The 18,340-nt window shown below is 69.0% G+C and carries 22 protein-coding genes and 1 tRNA gene; 18 read left to right on the top strand and 5 right to left on the bottom strand.

Going from position 1 to position 18,340, the window contains the following annotated elements:
• Positions 1-172: 172 nt before the first annotated feature.
• The 6 genes from mtrA (at position 173) to secA (ending at position 8,863) form a co-directional block, all read left to right on the top strand.
• Entirely contained in the window at positions 173-847 is a 675-nt protein-coding gene (gene mtrA, locus DEJ21_RS14445) for an MtrAB system response regulator MtrA (RefSeq protein WP_017888813.1), read from the top strand.
• A 5-nt stretch (positions 848-852) separates the two neighbouring features.
• On the top strand, positions 853-2,601 hold the full coding sequence (gene mtrB, locus DEJ21_RS14440) for an MtrAB system histidine kinase MtrB (protein ID WP_258375086.1): 1,749 nt from the start codon (positions 853-855) through the stop codon (positions 2,599-2,601).
• On the top strand, positions 2,601-4,283 hold the full coding sequence (locus DEJ21_RS14435) for a GerMN domain-containing protein (RefSeq protein WP_111225064.1): 1,683 nt from the start codon (positions 2,601-2,603) through the stop codon (positions 4,281-4,283). The genes mtrB and DEJ21_RS14435 overlap by 1 nt, the downstream gene beginning before the upstream one ends.
• A 97-nt stretch (positions 4,284-4,380) precedes the next feature.
• Positions 4,381-5,043 (top strand): ComF family protein, encoded by a 663-nt coding sequence (locus tag DEJ21_RS14430; protein WP_146247807.1) that lies wholly within the window; start codon positions 4,381-4,383, stop codon positions 5,041-5,043.
• A 158-nt stretch (positions 5,044-5,201) separates the two neighbouring features.
• A complete protein-coding gene (gene hpf / locus DEJ21_RS14425; RefSeq protein ID WP_071405776.1) occupies positions 5,202-5,912 on the top strand; it encodes a ribosome hibernation-promoting factor, HPF/YfiA family in 711 nt (236 codons plus the stop codon).
• A gap of 170 nt (positions 5,913-6,082) precedes the next feature.
• The gene (gene secA, locus DEJ21_RS14420) at positions 6,083-8,863 is read left to right on the top strand and encodes a preprotein translocase subunit SecA (protein ID WP_111024364.1); all 2,781 of its coding nucleotides are present in this window, start codon (positions 6,083-6,085) and stop codon (positions 8,861-8,863) included.
• A 143-nt stretch (positions 8,864-9,006) separates the two neighbouring features.
• Here the strand turns inward: secA and DEJ21_RS14415 are convergent, their stop codons facing one another.
• Positions 9,007-9,447 (bottom strand): Rv3235 family protein, encoded by a 441-nt coding sequence (locus tag DEJ21_RS14415; protein ID WP_111225062.1) that lies wholly within the window; start codon positions 9,445-9,447, stop codon positions 9,007-9,009.
• Between the two features lie 118 nt (positions 9,448-9,565).
• On the opposite strand from DEJ21_RS14415, the gene DEJ21_RS14410 reads away from it, so the two are divergent.
• Positions 9,566-11,068 carry a sensor histidine kinase gene (locus DEJ21_RS14410; protein ID WP_110865382.1) on the top strand — a complete coding sequence of 501 codons (1,503 nt, stop codon included), beginning with the start codon at positions 9,566-9,568 and terminating at the stop codon, positions 11,066-11,068.
• 169 nt (positions 11,069-11,237) lie between these two features.
• Here the strand turns inward: DEJ21_RS14410 and DEJ21_RS14405 are convergent, their stop codons facing one another.
• Positions 11,238-11,486: a WhiB family transcriptional regulator gene (locus tag DEJ21_RS14405; protein ID WP_017888820.1), complete on the bottom strand. Its 249-nt coding sequence runs from the start codon at positions 11,484-11,486 to the stop codon at positions 11,238-11,240.
• Between the two features lie 261 nt (positions 11,487-11,747).
• Between DEJ21_RS14405 and DEJ21_RS14400 the strand changes: the two genes are divergently transcribed.
• Positions 11,748-12,179, top strand: coding sequence for a hypothetical protein (locus DEJ21_RS14400; protein ID WP_111225061.1), 432 nt, complete (start codon positions 11,748-11,750; stop codon positions 12,177-12,179).
• A gap of 79 nt (positions 12,180-12,258) precedes the next feature.
• Here the strand turns inward: DEJ21_RS14400 and bcp are convergent, their stop codons facing one another.
• Positions 12,259-12,729, bottom strand: a complete 471-nt coding sequence (gene bcp / locus DEJ21_RS14395) for a thioredoxin-dependent thiol peroxidase (protein WP_111225060.1) — start codon at positions 12,727-12,729, stop codon at positions 12,259-12,261.
• Between the two features lie 95 nt (positions 12,730-12,824).
• On the opposite strand from bcp, the gene DEJ21_RS14390 reads away from it, so the two are divergent.
• The 6 genes from DEJ21_RS14390 to DEJ21_RS14365 all read left to right on the top strand — a co-directional run bounded on the left by DEJ21_RS14390 (position 12,825) and on the right by DEJ21_RS14365 (position 14,542).
• Positions 12,825-12,897 (top strand) — tRNA-Lys (locus DEJ21_RS14390).
• A 159-nt stretch (positions 12,898-13,056) separates the two neighbouring features.
• Positions 13,057-13,383, top strand: a complete 327-nt coding sequence (locus tag DEJ21_RS14385; RefSeq protein ID WP_111225059.1) for a helix-turn-helix domain-containing protein — start codon at positions 13,057-13,059, stop codon at positions 13,381-13,383.
• Between the two features lie 321 nt (positions 13,384-13,704).
• Positions 13,705-13,896, top strand: a complete 192-nt coding sequence (locus DEJ21_RS14375) for a hypothetical protein (protein WP_111225057.1) — start codon at positions 13,705-13,707, stop codon at positions 13,894-13,896.
• The gene (locus tag DEJ21_RS14370; protein WP_111225056.1) at positions 13,893-14,150 is read left to right on the top strand and encodes a hypothetical protein; all 258 of its coding nucleotides are present in this window, start codon (positions 13,893-13,895) and stop codon (positions 14,148-14,150) included. Before DEJ21_RS14375 ends, DEJ21_RS14370 begins: the two co-directional genes overlap by 4 nt.
• On the top strand, positions 14,143-14,295 hold the full coding sequence (locus tag DEJ21_RS18350) for a hypothetical protein (protein WP_181435913.1): 153 nt from the start codon (positions 14,143-14,145) through the stop codon (positions 14,293-14,295). The genes DEJ21_RS14370 and DEJ21_RS18350 overlap by 8 nt, the downstream gene beginning before the upstream one ends.
• Complete coding sequence (locus DEJ21_RS14365; protein WP_146247806.1) at positions 14,288-14,542, top strand: hypothetical protein; 255 nt, start codon at positions 14,288-14,290, stop codon at positions 14,540-14,542. Before DEJ21_RS18350 ends, DEJ21_RS14365 begins: the two co-directional genes overlap by 8 nt.
• Here DEJ21_RS14365 and DEJ21_RS14360 read toward each other — a convergent pair.
• Positions 14,539-14,775, bottom strand: coding sequence for a DUF3263 domain-containing protein (locus DEJ21_RS14360; protein WP_111225054.1), 237 nt, complete (start codon positions 14,773-14,775; stop codon positions 14,539-14,541). The two genes, DEJ21_RS14365 and DEJ21_RS14360, sit on opposite strands and share 4 nt — an antisense overlap.
• A 65-nt stretch (positions 14,776-14,840) precedes the next feature.
• On the opposite strand from DEJ21_RS14360, the gene DEJ21_RS14355 reads away from it, so the two are divergent.
• The 4 genes from DEJ21_RS14355 to DEJ21_RS14340 all read left to right on the top strand — a co-directional run bounded on the left by DEJ21_RS14355 (position 14,841) and on the right by DEJ21_RS14340 (position 16,592).
• The gene (locus DEJ21_RS14355) at positions 14,841-15,029 is read left to right on the top strand and encodes a hypothetical protein (protein ID WP_111225053.1); all 189 of its coding nucleotides are present in this window, start codon (positions 14,841-14,843) and stop codon (positions 15,027-15,029) included.
• Positions 15,030-15,069: 40 nt separating this feature from the next.
• Complete coding sequence (locus tag DEJ21_RS14350) at positions 15,070-15,486, top strand: hypothetical protein (RefSeq protein ID WP_111225052.1); 417 nt, start codon at positions 15,070-15,072, stop codon at positions 15,484-15,486.
• A gap of 42 nt (positions 15,487-15,528) precedes the next feature.
• Complete coding sequence (locus tag DEJ21_RS14345) at positions 15,529-15,801, top strand: hypothetical protein (RefSeq protein ID WP_111225051.1); 273 nt, start codon at positions 15,529-15,531, stop codon at positions 15,799-15,801.
• A 71-nt stretch (positions 15,802-15,872) separates the two neighbouring features.
• Entirely contained in the window at positions 15,873-16,592 is a 720-nt protein-coding gene (locus tag DEJ21_RS14340) for an SGNH/GDSL hydrolase family protein (protein ID WP_111225050.1), read from the top strand.
• Positions 16,593-16,653: 61 nt separating this feature from the next.
• Here the strand turns inward: DEJ21_RS14340 and DEJ21_RS14335 are convergent, their stop codons facing one another.
• A complete protein-coding gene (locus DEJ21_RS14335) occupies positions 16,654-18,336 on the bottom strand; it encodes a hypothetical protein (RefSeq protein ID WP_111225049.1) in 1,683 nt (560 codons plus the stop codon).
• Positions 18,337-18,340: the final 4 nt, after the last annotated feature.

The following is an 18,340-nucleotide window of genomic DNA, read 5'->3' as shown; positions in this document are numbered from 1 at the left end:
CCCGGTGTGTGCCAATCGGACATGACTCCAGCCCCCTCGTCGTGTCGGACCGAGCCAGCGATGCACGGTCCACCCCCATCCTGGCGGAAAACCCGGCGCGGCGGGGCCTCGGCTATCGTGTGGGGACACGTGCCGACCACGGCACCCGCACGCCACCCGGAGTCCAGATCACATGACACCGCGCATCCTCGTCGTCGACGACGACCAGGCCCTCTCCGAGATGATCGGCATCGTGCTCCGCTCCGAGGGGTACGAACCCGAGTTCAGCGCCGACGGCAACGACGCCGTCGACGCGTTCCACGCCACCAAGCCGGACCTCGTCCTGCTCGACGTCATGCTGCCCGGCATCGACGGCATCGAGGTGTGCAAGCGCATCCGTGCCGAGAGCGGCACGCCGATCATCATGCTCACGGCGAAGAGCGACACCGCCGACGTCGTCCTCGGGCTCGAGAACGGTGCCGACGACTACGTCGTGAAGCCCTTCAACCCGAAGGAGCTCGTCGCGCGCATCCGGACCCGCCTGCGGCCGAGCGCGTCCGACGCCACCGTCCTGCACGTCGGCGACGTCACGGTCGACGTCGCCGGGCACGAGGTGCGCCGCGGTGACACCGTGATCGCGCTCACGCCGCTCGAGTTCGACCTGCTCCGGGCGCTCGCCGAGAAGCCGAACCAGGTGTTCACCCGCGAGATGCTGCTCGAGCAGGTCTGGGGCTACCACTACAAGGCGGACACCCGCCTGGTGAACGTGCACGTGCAGCGGCTCCGCGCGAAGATCGAGCACGACCCGGACAACCCGAAGACCGTCACCACGGTCCGCGGCGTCGGGTACCGCGCCGGAGGAGCCTGAGCACCGTGCCGCCCTCGACGCGCCCGTCGGGCTCGGCACGCTCCGGCCGGGCCACCGGGGCCGGTGGGTCCGGCGGTGCCGGTGGGTCCGGCAGCACCACCGTCTCGATCGGCGTCGTCGACCGCAGCCGTCGCCGGATGCGGCGCTGGCTCCGACGCGCCTGGCGTCCGATCGCCTACCTGTGGCGGCGCTCGCTCATGTTCCGCTCGGTTGCCATCACCGTGATGACGACCGGGCTCGCGGTGGGGATCATCGGCACCGCGGTCATGGTGAGCATCTCGACGAACGTCTACTCGCAGCGCCGCGACCAGATCGAGTCCGAGTCCGCACGGGCCACCATCGTCGCCCAGGGGATCTTCGACGCGGCGACGGCGGCCGAGGACAACAACCAGTCCGAGCTCGAGACCCTGCAGAACGAGGCGCAGCAGGCGATCCTGTCGAACACGACGAGTCCGGGCGGCACGAGCATCGCCATCGAGCGGAGCCCGGACCAGTCCACCCCGCAGACACTGCAGACCATCGCCAGCCAGGACTTCCCGGACGCGGTGATCACCGACGCCCTGCGCAAGGAGGTCGCGCAGAACACCGGTCGGCTCAGCCTGCAGCCCGTCGAACTCGACGACGACGGGCGCCGGGTGCCGGGCCTCGCCGTCGGGTCCACGCTGCAGATCCCGAGCGCCGGCCAGTACGAGCTGTACCTGGTCTACGACCTCTCCGACGCGCAGCAGACCCTGGACTTCGTCTCCCAGACCCTCTCCATCGGCGGTGTGGCGCTCATGGTGCTCATCGCCCTGGTCACCTCGCTCGTCGTCCGGCTCGTCGTCGTGCCGATCCGCGGAGCCGCCGAGACGAGCCGGAAGATCGCCGCGGGGCGCCTCGACGAACGCATCCCGGTGCGCGGCCAGGACGACCTGGCGACCCTGGCACGGAGCTTCAACGGGATGGCCGAGGCGGTCAGCCGCCAGATCACCCAGCTCGCCGAGCTCTCCCGCGTGCAGCAGCGGTTCGTGTCCGACGTGTCGCACGAGCTCCGCACCCCGCTCACCACGATCCGGCTCGCCGGCGACATGCTCTACGACTCCCGGCACGCGTTCGAACCGTCGGTCGGCCGGTCCGCAGAGCTCCTGCACGCCCAGGTGGAGCGCTTCGAGATGCTCCTCGCCGACCTGCTCGAGATCTCCCGGTACGACGCCCAGGCGGTGCAGCTCGACACCGCACCCGTCGTGCCGGCCTCCCTCGCCGCGGACATCGTCGAGGAGTTCCGCCCGCTGGCCGAACGCGCCGGCATCGACCTGCAGCTCGCGACCCCCGGCGGCCACACCACGATGCGGCTCGACGCCAAGCGGGTCCGCCGGATCCTGCGCAACCTCGTCGGCAACGCCATCGAGCACGGCGACGCGAAGCCCGTGCAGGTCGTCGTCGACAGCGACGCACGCACCGTCGCCATCGCCGTCCGCGACCAGGGCGTCGGCATGCCGCCGGAGGACGCCGCACGGGTGTTCGACCGCTTCTGGCGGGCCGACCCGAGCCGCAAGCGAACCATCGGCGGCACCGGCCTCGGCCTCGCGATCAGCCTCGGCGACGCGAAGCTCCACGGCGGGCGCATCGACGTGTGGTCCCGACCAGGCGCGGGATCGACGTTCGTGCTCACCCTGCCCCGCAACGAGCAGGGCACCACCGCCACCTCGGCCATCCCGCTGCCCGAGCTCGACGAGTCGTACGACGGCCCCCGCGCCGTGCGAGAGGAGTCCTGATGCGCCACCGGATCCGCCACGTCCTCGCCGTCGCGCTCGCCGCGGTCAGCCTGCTCGCGGTCACCGCCTGCGCGGCCATCCCGACCGACGGTGCCGTGCGCACCGGGCAGACCATCAAGGACGAGTCGCTCTCGGGCGTCGACTTCCGGCCGGACAAGCCGATCACCGGGTCCGACCAGACGGCGATCCTCCGCGGGTTCATCGCCGCCGCCACCGGCGCCCAGGACAACTACGCGATCGCCCGGCAGTTCCTGGCCGCCGACTTCGCCCAGCGGTGGAACCCCCGGCAGGGCGTCACGATCCGGGACGGCAGCGGCACCGTCGAGCGCGCCGACGACCGCGAGCTCACCTACACGATGACGGCCAGCGCCACGGTCGACTCCGACGGGGAGTACACCCAGGCGGTCCGCCCGACCTCGTCGACGCTGACGTTCCAGTTCGTCCGCGAGGACGGCGAGTGGCGCATCGCCTACGCCCCGGACGGCATCATCCTGTCGCCGGTCAGCTTCGAGTCGGTGTTCCAGGCGCACGCCCTGTACTTCTACGACCCGACCTACCGCTTCCTGGTGCCCGACCAGCGCTGGTTCCTCGCTCGGTCCTCCACCAGCACCCGCATCGCCAGCGCCCTGCTCGCCGGCCCCGCCGACTGGCTGAAGGGCGCCGTCGTCTCGTCGTTCCCGGAGGGCACACAGCTGTCCCTCAACGCGGTGACGATCGACAGCGGCACCGCCCTGGTCGACCTGTCGAGCGACGCCCTGCGTGCGAGCACGGTCGACAAGGTCCGGATGCGCGAACAGCTCAGCAAGTCCCTCGCCTCGGTCGCCACCATCTCGTCGGTGTCGATGACGATCGAGGGCGCGACGCTGTCGGTGCCGGACTCCGGGGGAGCGGACGCCCAGCAGAACCCCGACGTCGACCCCCGACCCCTGGTCGACGAGGACGGCGTCGTCGGCTACGCCGCCTCGGGCACCGGCAAGGTCGCCGAGCTCGGCAGCGGCGTCGGGGCCGCGATCGCCGGCCTCGACCCGACCTCGATCGCCCTGTCGGCGTCCGGCACCACCGCCGCCGTCGGCAACCGGGACGGCGTCGTCGTCGTGCGTGGCAAGGACCGCCTGCGCGTCGACGCCCGCGAGGGCCTCGTCGCCCCCGCGGTCGACGACCTCGGCTTCGTCTGGGTGGGGCAGCAGTCCGACACCCGTCACATCACCGCGTACGGCCTCGGCGGCGACCCCCACCAGGTGCGCACCACGTTGCCGCGCGGCGACCTCGTGTCGTTCCAGGTGTCCCGCGACTCCACCAGGGCCCTCGCGCTCATCGAGACCGCGGACGGCCCCGGCCTGTACGTGATGGCGATCATCCGCGGTTCCGACCGGTCACCGACCTCGTTCGGCGCCCCGGTCCGGGTGCAGGCCGCCAGCGGCACCGCGGTCGACGCCACGTGGGTGAACGACACCGACGTCGCCTCGGTCGGGCAGACGCCGACCGGTCCGAACATCGTCCGCACCACCATCGGCGGCAAGTCGAGCACCCTGCCGAAGCCTGACGGGCGCGCCACCGCGATCAGCGGCGGCAGCGGCGGCGCCCTGCTGCTCCGGATGTCGAGCGGCGACGTCCTGCAGTCCACCGGGGGCGGCTGGGACTCCACGGGCGTCACCGCCGACGTGCTCGGCATCCAGCGCTGACGCCACCGTCCTCCACACCCCAGCCGGCCTGGAGGCCCGTTCACCGTCCGGCACACCGGCCCACCGCCGTCGTCCGGTCACCGCCACAGTCGTGGGCATGCCCCCTGACGACGCCCCCACCCCGTGGCGTGACGCCCTGCTCGCCGTGCTCGGGCTCTTCCTGCCCGTCGCCTGCCTGGGCTGCGGCCGCCCGGACCGCGCGCTCTGCCCACCGTGCCGCGCGGCGCTCGACGCACGGCCGAGGCGGGTCCGGCTGGTCGCCGGCGTCCGGCTCGACGCGGCCTTCGAGTACGAGGGGCTGGTCCGCACCCTGGTGCTCGAACTCAAGCTCCGGGGCCGGGTCGACGTCGCCCGTCCGCTCGGTGTCCGCTTCGGTGCCCTCGTCCGCGCGGCGCTCGCCGCGGCCCCGGACGGCACCGTGGTGCTCCGGGTGCCGCCGTCCCGCGCGGGTGCCCGCCGCCGTGGGTTCGACCCGGTGGTGCTGCTGCTCGCCCGTGGTGGTGTCCGGCACACGGGGCGCCTCGGCCGGACCCCTGCCGGACGACGGCGATCCGGACCGGGGCAGAAGGAGCGGTCGGCGGTGGAACGCGTCGCCGCGACCGTCGGTACCCTGCGGGCGACCGGTGTCGACGGCCGCGACGTCGTGCTCGTCGACGACGTCGTGACGACGGGCGTCACGATGGCCGAGGGCGTGCGCGCGGTGCGGGCGGCGGGCGGTCGGGTGGTGCGCTGCGTCGCCGTGGCGAGCGTCGACGACTGATGATCGGTGAACACCCGGTGGCCGCTGTGTGTCCGGTGAGTGTCCGACGGACTCGCCGCCTCCCCGTGACGCCGAGGGCGCGCCGGGTCTAGCCTCGCGACAAGGCGTTCGGGTCGCCGGACGGAGGCGACGCGCCGACACTGGATGGGAGCCGCCACATGGACGTGACGATCACGGGCCGGAACGTCGGGGTCACCGACCGTTTCCGCACCTACGTCGAACAGAAGTCCGAGAAGATCGACGTGCTCGCCGACCGCGCCCTCGCCTTCGAGGTGCGCATCAGCCGCCACCACGAGAAGTCGAGCGGCAGCCAGGGCGAGGACCGCGTGGAGCTCACGCTGATCGGACCGGGGCCGCTCGTACGGGCCGAGTCCGCGGCGTCGGACAAGTACGCCGCCTTCGACCTCGCCTTCGCGCGGATCATGGAACGCCTCCGTCGGGCGCGTGACCGCCGCAAGGTGCACCACGGCCGGCACCGCCCCACCTCGGTCGCCGAGGCCGCCGGCAGCGGCTTCGACGGCATGGGCGTCGTCCCGGCCGACGGCAAGCTCATCGAGGACGTCGCGACCGGTGCCGTCCCGGTCGTCGATCAAGAGGCCGCCGAGGACGAGAACGAGGTCTACAGCCCGGTCGTCATCCGGCACAAGGTCTTCGAGGCCGCCCCGATGACGGTCGACGACGCCCTGTACTACATGGAACTCGTCGGGCACGACTTCTACCTGTTCCTCGACGCCGAGACCCGCCGTCCGAGTGTCGTGTACCGACGCAAGGGCTGGGACTACGGCGTGATCGGCATCGACGAGGTGCCCGCCGGCCAGGCGCCGGCCGCGGTCGACACCGATGCGGAGCGCGCAGCCGCGATCGCCTGATCCGACTCGGGACCTCCGGTCCCGCACCGTGTGCGCGGTCCGTTCGCGGGCCGCGCACACCCGTGTCCGCGACAGCCGCGCCGCTCACAGCGCCGTGCGTTCGCGGGTTGCTAGCATGACTGGTCGATCGGGCGTGCAGGTCGCGCGCGACGACCTCGTAAGGAGTTCACGTGGCAAACGTGCTGGAGAAGGTCCTCCGCATCGGCGAAGGACGAACCCTCCGCCGGCTGAAGGCGTACGCCTCGGCCATCAACGACCTCGAGGACGACTTCTCGAGCCTCACCGACGAGGAACTCCACGACGAGACCAAGGAGCTGCGCGAGCGGTACGCCAACGGCGAGACCCTCGACGACCTCCTGCCCGAGGCGTTCGCCGCCGTGCGTGAAGCCGCGAAGCGGACCCTGGGCATGCGGCACTTCGACGTGCAGCTCATGGGTGGCGCGGCACTGCACCTCGGCAACATCGCCGAGATGAAGACCGGTGAGGGCAAGACCCTCGTCGCGACGACCGCCGCGTACCTCAACGCGATCCCGTCGCGCGGCGTGCACGTCATCACGGTCAACGACTACCTGGCGTCGTACCAGTCCGAGATCATGGGCCGCGTCTTCCGCGCGCTCGGCATGACCACCGGCTGCATCATCGCGAACCAGACCCCGGCCGAGCGCCGCGAGCAGTACGCCGCCGACATCACGTACGGCACGAACAACGAGTTCGGCTTCGACTACCTGCGCGACAACATGGCGTGGCAGGCCTCCGACATGGTGCAGCGCGGCCACTTCTTCGCCGTCGTGGACGAGGTCGACTCGATCCTCATCGACGAGGCCCGCACGCCGCTCATCATCTCCGGTCCCTCCTCGGGCGAGGCCAACCGCTGGTTCACCGAGTTCGCCTCGATCGCCAAGCGCCTCACCCCGGGCGAGGACTACGAAGTCGACGAGAAGAAGCGCACGGTCGGTGTCCTCGAGCCCGGGATCGAGAAGGTCGAGGACTACCTCGGCATCGAGAACCTGTACGAGTCGGCGAACACCCCGCTCATCTCGTTCCTCAACAACTCCATCAAGGCCGTCGCCCTGTTCAAGAAGGACAAGGACTACGTCGTGATGAACGGCGAGGTGCTCATCGTCGACGAGCACACCGGCCGCATCCTCATGGGCCGCCGCTACAACGAGGGCATCCACCAGGCGATCGAGGCGAAGGAAGGTGTCGAGGTCAAGGCCGAGAACCAGACCCTCGCCACCGTCACGCTGCAGAACTACTTCCGCCTCTACCAGAAGCTCTCCGGCATGACCGGTACCGCCGAGACCGAGGCGGCCGAGTTCATGTCGACCTACAAGCTCGGCGTCGTGCCCATCCCGACGAACAAGCCGATGCAGCGCATCGACCAGACCGACCTCGTCTACAAGAACGAGAAGGCGAAGTTCGAGCAGGTCGCCGAGGACATCGCGGAGCGCCACGAGAAGGGCCAGCCCGTCCTCGTCGGCACCACGAGCGTCGAGAAGTCCGAGTACCTGTCGAAGCTCCTCGCGAAGCAGGGCGTCAAGCACGAGGTCCTCAACGCGAAGAACCACGCACGTGAAGCCGCGATCGTCGCCCAGGCCGGTCGCTTCGGCGCCGTCACCGTCGCGACGAACATGGCCGGTCGTGGTACCGACATCATGCTCGGCGGCAACGCGGAGTTCCTCGCCGTGCAGGAGATGCACGCCAAGGGCCTCTCGCCGACCGAGACCCCCGACGAGTACGAGGCCGAGTGGGACGACGTGTTCGCCCGCGTCAAGGCCGAGGTCGAGGAAGAGGGCGACAAGGTCCGCGCCGTCGGCGGCCTGTACGTGCTCGGCACCGAGCGCCACGAGTCGCGCCGCATCGACAACCAGCTGCGTGGTCGTTCCGGCCGTCAGGGTGACCCGGGCGAGAGCCGCTTCTACCTGTCGCTGACCGACGACCTGATGCGCCTGTTCAACTCCGGTGCCGCCGAGAGCCTGATGGGCCGCTCGAACGTGCCGGACGACCTGGCGATCGAGAACAAGCTCGTCGGCCGTGCGATCCGGTCCGCCCAGGCACAGGTCGAGGGCCGCAACGCCGAGATCCGCAAGAACGTCCTGAAGTACGACGACGTCCTGAACCGCCAGCGCGAGGCGATCTACAGCGACCGCCGGCACATCCTCGAGGGCGACGACCTGCACGACCGCGCGCAGTCGTTCCTCAAGGCCGTCATCGACGACGTGATCGACAGCCACACCGGCGAAGGCTCCCCGGACGACTGGGACCTCGACGCCATGTGGACCGAGCTCGGCACGCTCTACCCGATCTCGATCTCCATCGACGAGGTCATCACCGAGGCCGGCTCGAAGGGCAAGGCGTCGCGTGACTTCCTGGCCCGCGAGATCCTCTCCGACGCCAAGCTGGCCTACCAGCAGCGCGAGGAGCTCCTCGGCGACGAGGCGATGCGTGAGCTCGAGCGTCGCGTGGTGCTCTCGGTGATCGACCGCCGCTGGCGCGACCACCTGTACGAGATGGACTACCTGAAGGACGGCATCGGCCTCCGCGCGATGGCGCAGCGCGACCCGCTGGTCGAGTACCAGCGCGAGGGCTACGCCCTGTTCCAGACGATGATGGGGCAGATCCGCGAAGAGTCCGTGGGCTACCTCTTCAACCTCGAGGTCCAGGTGCAGTCCGACGGCGAGAACGCGGTCATCGAGGCCAAGGGGCTCGGCGAGGACGAGGTCTCCGGCCTCGAGTACTCGGCACCGTCGATCGACGGCGAGGTCGAGGTCCGCGACGAGAAGGGTCGCCTCGAGCAGGCCGCGACCGCTCGTGCGCAGCGCGCCCAGGCCGAGGCCGAAGCGGCCGCCGAGCCGGAGCAGGGCTCCGCGTTCGGCAACGCGGCCACCGCCTCCGGTCAGGCCGCGGCGAGCAACCGCGCCGAGCGTCGCCAGGCGGCCAAGAAGAACTAGCGTCCGCGCGCGAGCGCATCGTGAGCAGGAATGGTCGGGTCCCACGTCGGGACCCGACCATTGCTGCTCACCATGCGTGACCGACGACGGACGGGAGGCCCGCTGCCAGCTGGCACCGGGCCTCCCGTCCGTCCGCATCCCGGCTACAGGACCCCGATCGCGGTCGCCTGCCACCGTCCGTGTCGCTCTTCGAGCCGCATGGCGACCGCCCGAGCGTGACTGCGCGCGTGCACGACGACCGTCGCCTCGGCGACGCCCGCCGCGGGGCGGCAGACGAGGACGCTGCCGACCCGGAGCACCGGGCGTCCGCGTGCCCGCCGACCGGAGCCCCGGGCGTGCGCTGCCACCGCGGCGCGCTGCTGCAGGTGCCGCTGCACGTCGTCGCTGATCCACCGGGCGATGCTGTCGACCTCCCGCGCGCCGGTGAGCACTTCGGCGACGCAGAGCCCGAGCGCCCGTGCGGTCGTCGCCGGGTCCGGGGGACCGGTCGCCACGGCGGGCTCCGGTGCCGGTTCGACGATCCGCAGCGGCGGCGGGTGCGCCGTCGTCGTCTCGTGATCGATGCGGCGTGCCTGCTCTGCCACCCCTGCCCCTTCCGTCGTTGGAGCGAGCGTATGGGGCGTGCGACATACGAAATACATACCGGTCTGTCCTGTGGAGAGGGCGACGTTCTCCACAAGGCGGCGGACCTAGACTGGCTGGGTGTCGACCCTCAGTGACCTCGTCCTCGCGCAAGGCCGTTCCTCGGAAGCAGACGTGGAGTGGCTCCACCTGCTCGTGGGGGACTGGCAGCTCCTCGCCGACCTGTCCTTCGCCGACATGGTGCTCTGGGTCCCGACCGCCGAGGACGGCTCGTTCGTGGCCGTCGCCCACGCCCGGCCGAGCTCCGCGGCGACGCTGTTCTACCGGGACATCGTCGGCCAGGAGATCCGCGAGGAGTGGCGCGGCCAGGTGACCGAGAGCTTCGCCGGGTCCCGCGTCGTCGACTCCGCCGAGCCGGACTGGTACGAGGACACCCCGACCCGCGTCCGCGCGATCCCGGTGCTCCGCCGCCTGAGCGCGAAGAGCGCCGAGACCACCGAGCGACCGATCGCCGTTGTCACCCGGCACTCCAACCAGGACGAGATGCGGACCCCGAGCCGTCAGGAACTCAACTTCACCGCGAGCGCGAACGACCTGTTCGGCATGATCGCCACCGGTGACTTCCCCGACCTCGGCGCACCGGCGGGCCCCCGTCGTGGCGCGCCCCGTGCCAGCGACGGCCTGCTGCGGCTCGACACCGCCGGCATCGTCACGTTCGCGAGCCCGAACGGCCTGAGCGCGTTCAACCGGATGGGCTTCGAGGGCGAGCTCGAGCGGAAGTCCCTCGCCGAGGTCACCACCGAGCTCATCGGGGCCCAGCTCGACGTCGACGAGTCCCTGCCGCTCGTCGTCACCGGTCGCGCACCGTGGCGGGCCGACATCGAGTCGAAGGGCGTCACGGTGTCGCTCCGCTCGATCCCGCTCCGCGACCACGGTGAGCGCATCGGTGCCATCGTGCTCTGCCGCGACGTGTCCGAGCTGCGGCACCAGGAGCGCGAGCTCATCACCAAGGACGCCACGATCCGCGAGATCCACCACCGCGTGAAGAACAACCTGCAGACGGTGGCGTCCCTGCTGCGGATCCAGGCGCGTCGCACGCACTCGGACGAAGCGCGGACCTCGCTGCAGAACGCCATGCGCCGCGTCGCTGCCATCGCCGTCGTGCACGACACCCTGTCGAGCGGGCTCAGTCAGACCGTGGACTTCGACGAGGTGTTCGACTCGGTGCTCAAGCTCGTGACCGAGGTCGCCGCGTCACACAACACCACCGTGCACCCGAAGAAGACCGGCGAGTTCGGGGTGCTGCCGTCCGAGGCCGCGACGCCGCTCGCCCTCGGCCTCACCGAGCTTGTGACGAACGCCGTCGAGCACGGGCTGGACGGCCGGGACGGCGAGGTCGAGATCGTCGCCCGCCGCTTCGACGACCACCTGGAGATCGAGGTGCGCGACAACGGCGTGGGACTCCCCGAGGGCAAGGTCGGCTCGGGCCTCGGCACGCAGATCGTCCGCACGCTCATCCAGGGCGAGCTCGGCGGCACCATCGACTGGCACACCCTGACGGGCAGCGGCACCGAGGTGACGATCACCATCCCGTTCCGCTGGTTGACCGCCCCCGCCGCCTGACGCCACCCGGCGGTTCGAGTCCGCAAAACACCGGTGTTCACCGGTCGCACACCCGCGTTCCGGTGTTCGACGCGTGAACACCGGTGTTTTGCAGAACCCGCACCGCGCGCACGACGACGCCCGCCGCCCCCAAAGGGACGACGGGCGTCGTGGTGTCAGACGACCGGGGTCAGGACGCGCGGCGAGCCCGGGCGGCGCGACGCTTCAGCGCACGACGCTCGTCCTCGCTGAGACCACCCCAGACACCCGAGTCCTGGTTGTTCTCGAGTGCGTACTGCAGGCACATCTCGGTGACCGTGCAACGCGCACAGACCGACTTGGCCTTCTCGATCTGGTCGACGGCGGGCCCGGTGTTCCCGACGGGGAAGAAGAGCTCGGGGTCTGCGGTGAGGCAGGCAGCCTTGTCACGCCAGTCCATGTGTGGTGCTCCTTGATGTCGATGCTCGAACGGCAGGCCGGGGCCGTGGTTCGGGGGATCGGACCGCTGACCATGCATGCGGCATGGAGGGGACAACTGTGGGGAGGAGTCCGCAGGAAGCGTGTCTGACGCCCGCGAGACGCTCGGGGGAGGAGCGATGAACCACGGGAGACGCACACCACATCGTGCCGTCCAAACGACCTCCAATATCGTTCCATACTGGTAGGGCCAAATCAAGGGTTCCGATGCTGGAGGATCACTGTGCACGACGACACCCCGAACGACACCGAACCCTCCACGCCCGTCGCGCGCCGGTCGCCGGCGATGCTGGGGCTGCTCGCCGTGGTCGGCCTCGAGTTCCTCGCGCTGGTGGTCGTGACCGTCGTCCTGGTCGTCGAACTGGTCGTCGCCCCGGCCACGAGCATCGCCTCCGGCATCGCCCTCACGGTCCTCGTCGCCATTGCTGCGCTCTGGCTCGGCGCGCTGCTGAACGGCCTGTGGCAGGGCCGGCCGTGGGTGCGCTCCGGCATCATCGTCTGGCAGGTCCTGCAGGGCGCCATCGCGATCGGGGCGTTCCAGGGCGTCTTCCGGGTCGCCGCGGTCGGCTGGGTGCTGCTCGTCCCGGCCCTGCTCGGCATCACGCTGGTGCTGTCGCGGTCGGTGACGGCCGCGCTCGCGCGTCCGGCCGAGTAGACGGTCTGGTCCGCCACGCACTGGAGGCCCGGTGCCGGTTCTCGGAACCGGCACCGGGCCTCCAGTGCGTGGCCGGCCCTCAGACCAGGCCGAGCTTCTTCCGCAGGCTCGCCACGTGCCCGGTGGCCTTGACGTTGTAGAGCGGCAGCTGCACGGCGCCGTCCTCGTCGACCACGATCGTGGACCGGATCGTGCCGGTGACGATCTTGCCGTAGTTGTTCTTCTCACCCCAGGCCGCGTAGGCCTTGTGCACGGCGAGGTCGGGGTCGCTCAGCAGCGGGAAGGTCAGCGCCTGCTCGTGCTGGAAGGTCTTGAGCTTCGCCTGCTCGTCCTTCGAGACGCCGAGGACCTCGTAGCCGGCTGCCTGCAGGGAGGACATGTTGTCGCGGAAGTCGCAGGCCTCGGTGGTGCAGCCCGGGGTGGACGCCGCCGGGTAGAAGTACACGATGACCTTCTTGCCACGGAGGGCAGCGAGGGAGTGCTCGACGCCGTCCTGGTCGGGCAGCGTGAAGTCGGGGGCGGTGTCGCCGGGGGCGAGACGGTCGGTCATGGTGCTCCTGTTCGCGTCGTGCGCCCGCGAGTGGTCGTGGGCGCGCAAAACCCATGCTATTGTTGATTCCCGTTGCGGCACGGAAGCCGGAACATGCACCTCTAGCTCAATTGGCAGAGCAACTGACTCTTAATCAGTGGGTTCTCGGTTCAAGTCCGAGGGGGTGCACCGATCGGCCCGGTGGTTGCATCCCAGTATGCATCCCACCGGGCCTTTTGCTGTCCCCGGTGCATCCACTGACCGGCGCGACACGCCCAAGCGTGCCCAGTGTCTAGTTTTTCTGACCGGCGCCTAGTCCACGTCCGAAGTGACGTGTAAAGTGTCCATATGGACATCTCCCCATTTGAACTACAGGTAGCAGCAGAGCTTCGCGCTCACGTTGCTCGACACGAGGTCACGCAGACCGAGCTCGCAGCAGTCATCGGCCTGTCGCAGTCACAGACGTCGAAGATCCTCCGAGGCGTGCGGCACATCACCGCCGGCCAGCTCGGAGCAGCAGCGCAGCGTCTCCACACCACCGCCAGCGAGATCACCGCAGCCGCAGAGAAGGGCGCCGAACGCCAGCCGTACTTCTTCAACGTCCATCCCGCGGCAGGGGAGCGGGACGTAGCAGCGGTGCTCAATCGGGCAGCACAGATCGGGGTACTCGCATGATCCGCACGAACGCCGTCCGGTCGTCAGCGACCGAGTTCGACGCGAAGGTGGCGCCAGCCGACTTCGACGCGTGGCTGAAGCAAGTCCACGACGACGCGTGGAACGACGGACACGCAGCATGCATGTCAGAGGCCCAGCGATGACCGCCCTGCACATCTACCGGCCATCCGAGGGTGAGCCGCCCACCCACCGCGGATACCCCATCTGCGGGCAGGCCAACACGTACGGCGGCGTCTACCTCGACGACGGTGAAGCTCTCCCGGAACCCAGCGGCGAACACGTCACCTGCAAGCGGTGCATCAAGCGGCAGGAGGACACCCGATGACCGCCCCCACCCCGGAGCAGACATACACAGTGTCGAAGGCCGGCATGCAGTACGCGGTTGTGTACACCGCTCGTCCGTCCGCTTGGGTCGCGGTGTTCCGCCGCGCCGTCGACGCGGCCCAGTTTGTTGCTGGTGACGCAAGCCTCGACGTGGTGCGCGTCACTGGATTGCAGTGGGTGCAGCGATGACCCCGGAGCAGATGCGCGCGCTGGCGGATGAGGCGACTGAGACGGAGTGCTCAGTTCGCGTTCGCGCCGTTCTCCGTGCCGCCGCCGACCAACTCGAAGCGGTGCAGGTGACTCTCAACAAATACGCCGTCACGGACGAGTACAACCCCGGCACAGAGTGGACCGAGCCGGAAGACGTATGGCGGCTGTTCCGCGACCTGCGCGCCATCCTCACCGCCGGCACCGCACCCCAGGAGAAGATGAAGCATGACTGACACGAACATGCCTTCGCGCGACCAGATCAAGTACGCCGTGCAGTCGGTGAACGCAGAGCATGGTTGGCCGATGTCGTTCGACCTGCAAGATGATCTGGTCGACGGAATTGCTGCTCTCTTGCCCAAGCCTGAGTCCGATGATTGACCCGGTGGACACGGACGCGCTGCGGGACCTGCTGGTCATCGGAGCGCCGCCTTTGTCGGCACCAGCGGCAGGGCACGACAAGTGGATCGGTCAGGTGCGCCTCGCTGGTCTCGCTGCCGCTGACGAGGTGGACCGGCTGCGGGCGAAGCTTGCAGACCTCCCACACGACTCTGGCTGCCAGTTCTCGTTCCTACCCGATGACAAGCCACGACGCTGCACCTGCTGGAAGGCGGAGCTGCTGCCCTAGGCGAACGTCCGCGTCGCCCGTGCGGCCAGTGCGCGTTCCGTCGCCCGCTGCACCCGGTGCGCCACGACCGGGAACTCCGCGACCACGTCCTCCCGAGCGGTCAGCCGCAACAGCACCTGCCGGTAGCGGACCCACGACACAGCGAGCTCGGTTCGGATCGCGGCCTCCTTCCGCCGGTCGTTCCTCGGGTGCTGCTCCTCGAACGTCAGGACTGCTCTCTCATCGCCGGTCATAGCTGCAGTGTCCGTCCGACCGCCGACACGCCGATAGATCCCAGCGCCAGTGTGAGGCTTGCCGCATGCACACCACAGAACGCAAGGACGGCAGTTGGTTCGCTCACCGCGACGACGGCACGATCATGGGGAACATCCGTCGAGAGGGCGAGCAGTACCGGGCGTATGCCGTGAGGGCGGAGGACGACATCGACGATCTGGGCCTGCACAACTCCCGGGTTGAAGCCCTGCACGCCATAGGCGAGGAAGACTGACCCTGGACGGGGCACACAAGCGCGGGGGACACTGGACGGCATGGGGTTCAAGGAGTGGCTGGCAGGAGCCGACGAGCGGGCAGCGAAAGCGTCAGCCCGACTCGACGAGATCAACCGCCGCCAACGAGAGACGGGGAAGTTCGCCGGCGTCTACCTCACCGACGGGATGATCGGCTGGACCGACCAGGGGCATGCGCGCCGTGAAGCCGTGACCGGAGCTCGTGCGGAAGTCGCTGTCGGCGCCGACGCGCAACGACGCATCACCGCGACCCGCATCGTCCTCATCGGGGTGTTCGCCCTCGCGTTCCGGAAGCAGAAGGGCACTGGGTTCCTGACGATCGAGAACGCCTCGTACTACCTGGGTGTGCCGTTCCCGATCAAGGATGAGCGGGACGCTCGAGCGTTCGCGGCGAAGGTGAACGCTGCAGCACGGAACGGCTTAACTTCGGCGGAATGAAGCCCACAGCTTCATGTCGGCGGATGGAAGGACACTGCCCGCATGCAGTACCAGTGGTCGCCACCGATCCACCCCGACCCGCCCGAGGACCAGCCGGAAGGCATCGACGGCGTCGAGTGGTCTGAAGCGGTCGATCACGCACCCGTCTGGGTTGACGTCGTCTTCTCCCGCAGCGGCCGTCAACGCGTCCCCGGGTTCGTCCAAGCCGACGCGGGCGACCGCCTGTACGTGCAGCTCGTGTTCATGGGGTTCGTGCACCACCTGTGGGTGCCACGCTTGTCCGCAACCGTCCGGCAGCTGAAACCACGCCGCTGAACGCAGAAACACGCCCCACCCCCGAGTAGGGAGTGGGGCACATCTTGACTGTCACTTACGATCGGATCATCATGGGGAACTTCATCGGCTGGTTCGAACGCAGCTACAAGGGCATCATCATCGTGCTCGTCGCGATCATGGCGATCACGCTCGTCGCTCTCGCCTTCCAGCGCATCAACGAATCAAAGCCCGCAGCGGGCGCGGAACCGGGCCCGATCCCCACCTTCACGTCCGACGCGACCGCAGAACCATCGGTGGTTTGGCTCGGCGACTCATACACAGCCGGAGCAGGTGCGAGCTCACCGGAAAAGGCGTACCCCGCTCTCGTCTCCGCTGAGAAGAACTGGCGCAGCACCGTCGTCGGATGCGGCGGCAGCGGCTACGTCAACAACGGCACTTGCCACGAGAACTACGCCGTCCGCGTCGCCGACGTCATCAAAGCAGCCCCCGACGTCGTGATCGTGTCCGGCGGCCGCAACGATGTCGACTTCCCCGCCACCCAAGTCGCTGAGAACGCCAACACTGTGCTGTCGAAGCTGCAGAAGCAGTTGCCTGACGCGAAGGTGTACGTCACTTCACCGGTGTGGGATGACGACGCGGCTCCCCGGAACTTCGCCGAGCTGCAGTCGGCCGTCCGCGCATCGGCCGAAGAGCACGGTGCAACGTACCTCGAGATCGGCGAACCGCTGGCCGGGCATGCAGACGAGGTGATCGCCGACGGTGTCCACCCCAACGACAAGGGATACCGTTCCCTGGCCGACGCGATCACGAAAGCACTCCCCGCAACCTGAACCACGAAAGGCCCCCGGATTTTTCTCCACTCGAGAACATCCGGGGGCCTTTGCGTGCTTGCTACGCGATGACCGGGTAGTGCGACCGCAGCGCAGACCGGACGGTTGCTCGGTCGCTGTCGCTGAGAACACGGTCCCAGACGATGACTTCCGCAGTAGCCATGTCGATCGCTGACGTCTCACCGCCACCGACAACGAAGGTGGTGGTCGTCGGAGTGCCAGGGGTCCAGGCCCCGGTCTTCGCAGCGCCGCTGGTGTCGATGCCGATCAGGTTGTTCGCCGCATCAACCCACCCGAACACCACACGCCATCCGGCGACTTCCGCGTCGGTGTCGGTCGCGGCGCCGGAGCCGATCCCGGACGTCACAACCGTCTGGAATGTGCCATCCGCGGCGCGCTGGATCACGAACCCGGGTGAGGCAAGGGACGCGATCACGCTCTTCACGTCCGCCGGGGTGGTGTTGTTGTAAACGACCGCGACGGTCTTCGCAGTCGGGATGCCCGTCGAGTTGAACAGCCGCTGCGTGTTCGCGGCCGTCGTCGTATTCGGGCGAGCGATGGACTTGTCCACACCGCCAGGACCCGCCGCGACGACGAGTGACGACGACGCGTTCGCGAGAGCGATCGACCCGATCTTGTCGGTCCACGACGTGAACGTGGATCCGTTGGATGCGGTCACGTCGTCAGTGACGTAGCGGTGCGATGCATCGGTCAGGCCGTAGGTGTGGATCGGCGACGTCGGCGTCACCGGGTCGTTGTACTGGACGATGCCGCGAGCGGCGAACTCACGGAGCAGCATCGGCTGCAGGATCTGGTACGCCGTCGAGTTGAAGTGCAGCAGATCACCACTGTTCCGCAACGACTGGGGCGTGATGCCGTTGGCGATGTCGCTCGCATCTGTCCCTGAAGCCGTGAGCCCTGCAAGGTCAAGTGCGGCCTGCGAAGCGAGGAACGCTGCCCAATCGACGACGTTCCGCGGGAACGCAGCTCTCAGGGCCGCGTTGATCGCATCGATGTTCGTGCGGTTCGTCGTGCCCGCGTTCTCGCCGTTCGCTGCCGGGATCGTGAGGATGATGTGGTCGTTCGGGTTCCGACGGTTCCAGGCAAGCATTTCGCGGAACTGCTGCACGATCGTCGCCGGGTCGTCGGTGAGGTTGTTGCGACCACCGTCGAGCAGCATGACGTGGTCGCGATACTGGTCACCGGTCCGGAACGGAACCGGCTTCGGCACGGGCACCTTGTACCCCTCGGTTGAGCGAGTAAACGAGTACGTGTAGGAACCGTTCGCCTTCACACCGGTCAGGGTGCCGGGAACGCCTGCGAGGAACCCCGCCTGCGTCTTGGTGGCGCTCGTCGAGTTCGTGTAGAAGATCTGCGCGTCGCTCGTCACTGCAACGGACCCTGTGGCGGGGATCACTCCGCCCGTGACGGTGATCATCGCTGGGCGGCCACCCTGCAGGGCGGCGACACCGGATGAGCCGATGCCGCCCACAGCCGTGTTCGCGACGTTTCCTGCACCGAACGTGCTGGTGAGCAGCGCACTGGTGCCGGCGAAGTTGGCGATGAGTGAGTCGCCGTGCATGAGCAGCTTGGGCGTCTGCGCCAGCCCCTTCGCGACTGCGAGTACCGCCGCCCCCTCCACTGTGCCGGGGTCAGAGATGTTCTGCGCCATCCGCTGACGCACGGTGGTCGGGAACTGCTTGGTGGTTGCGTCAGCTGCGTGGAACGAGGGCACGGGTGCCATGAGT

Source organism: Curtobacterium sp. MCSS17_006 (assembly GCF_003234215.1).
Classification (GTDB): Bacteria; Actinomycetota; Actinomycetes; order Actinomycetales; family Microbacteriaceae; genus Curtobacterium; species Curtobacterium flaccumfaciens.
This window is presented reverse-complemented; position numbering and strand designations above follow the sequence as displayed.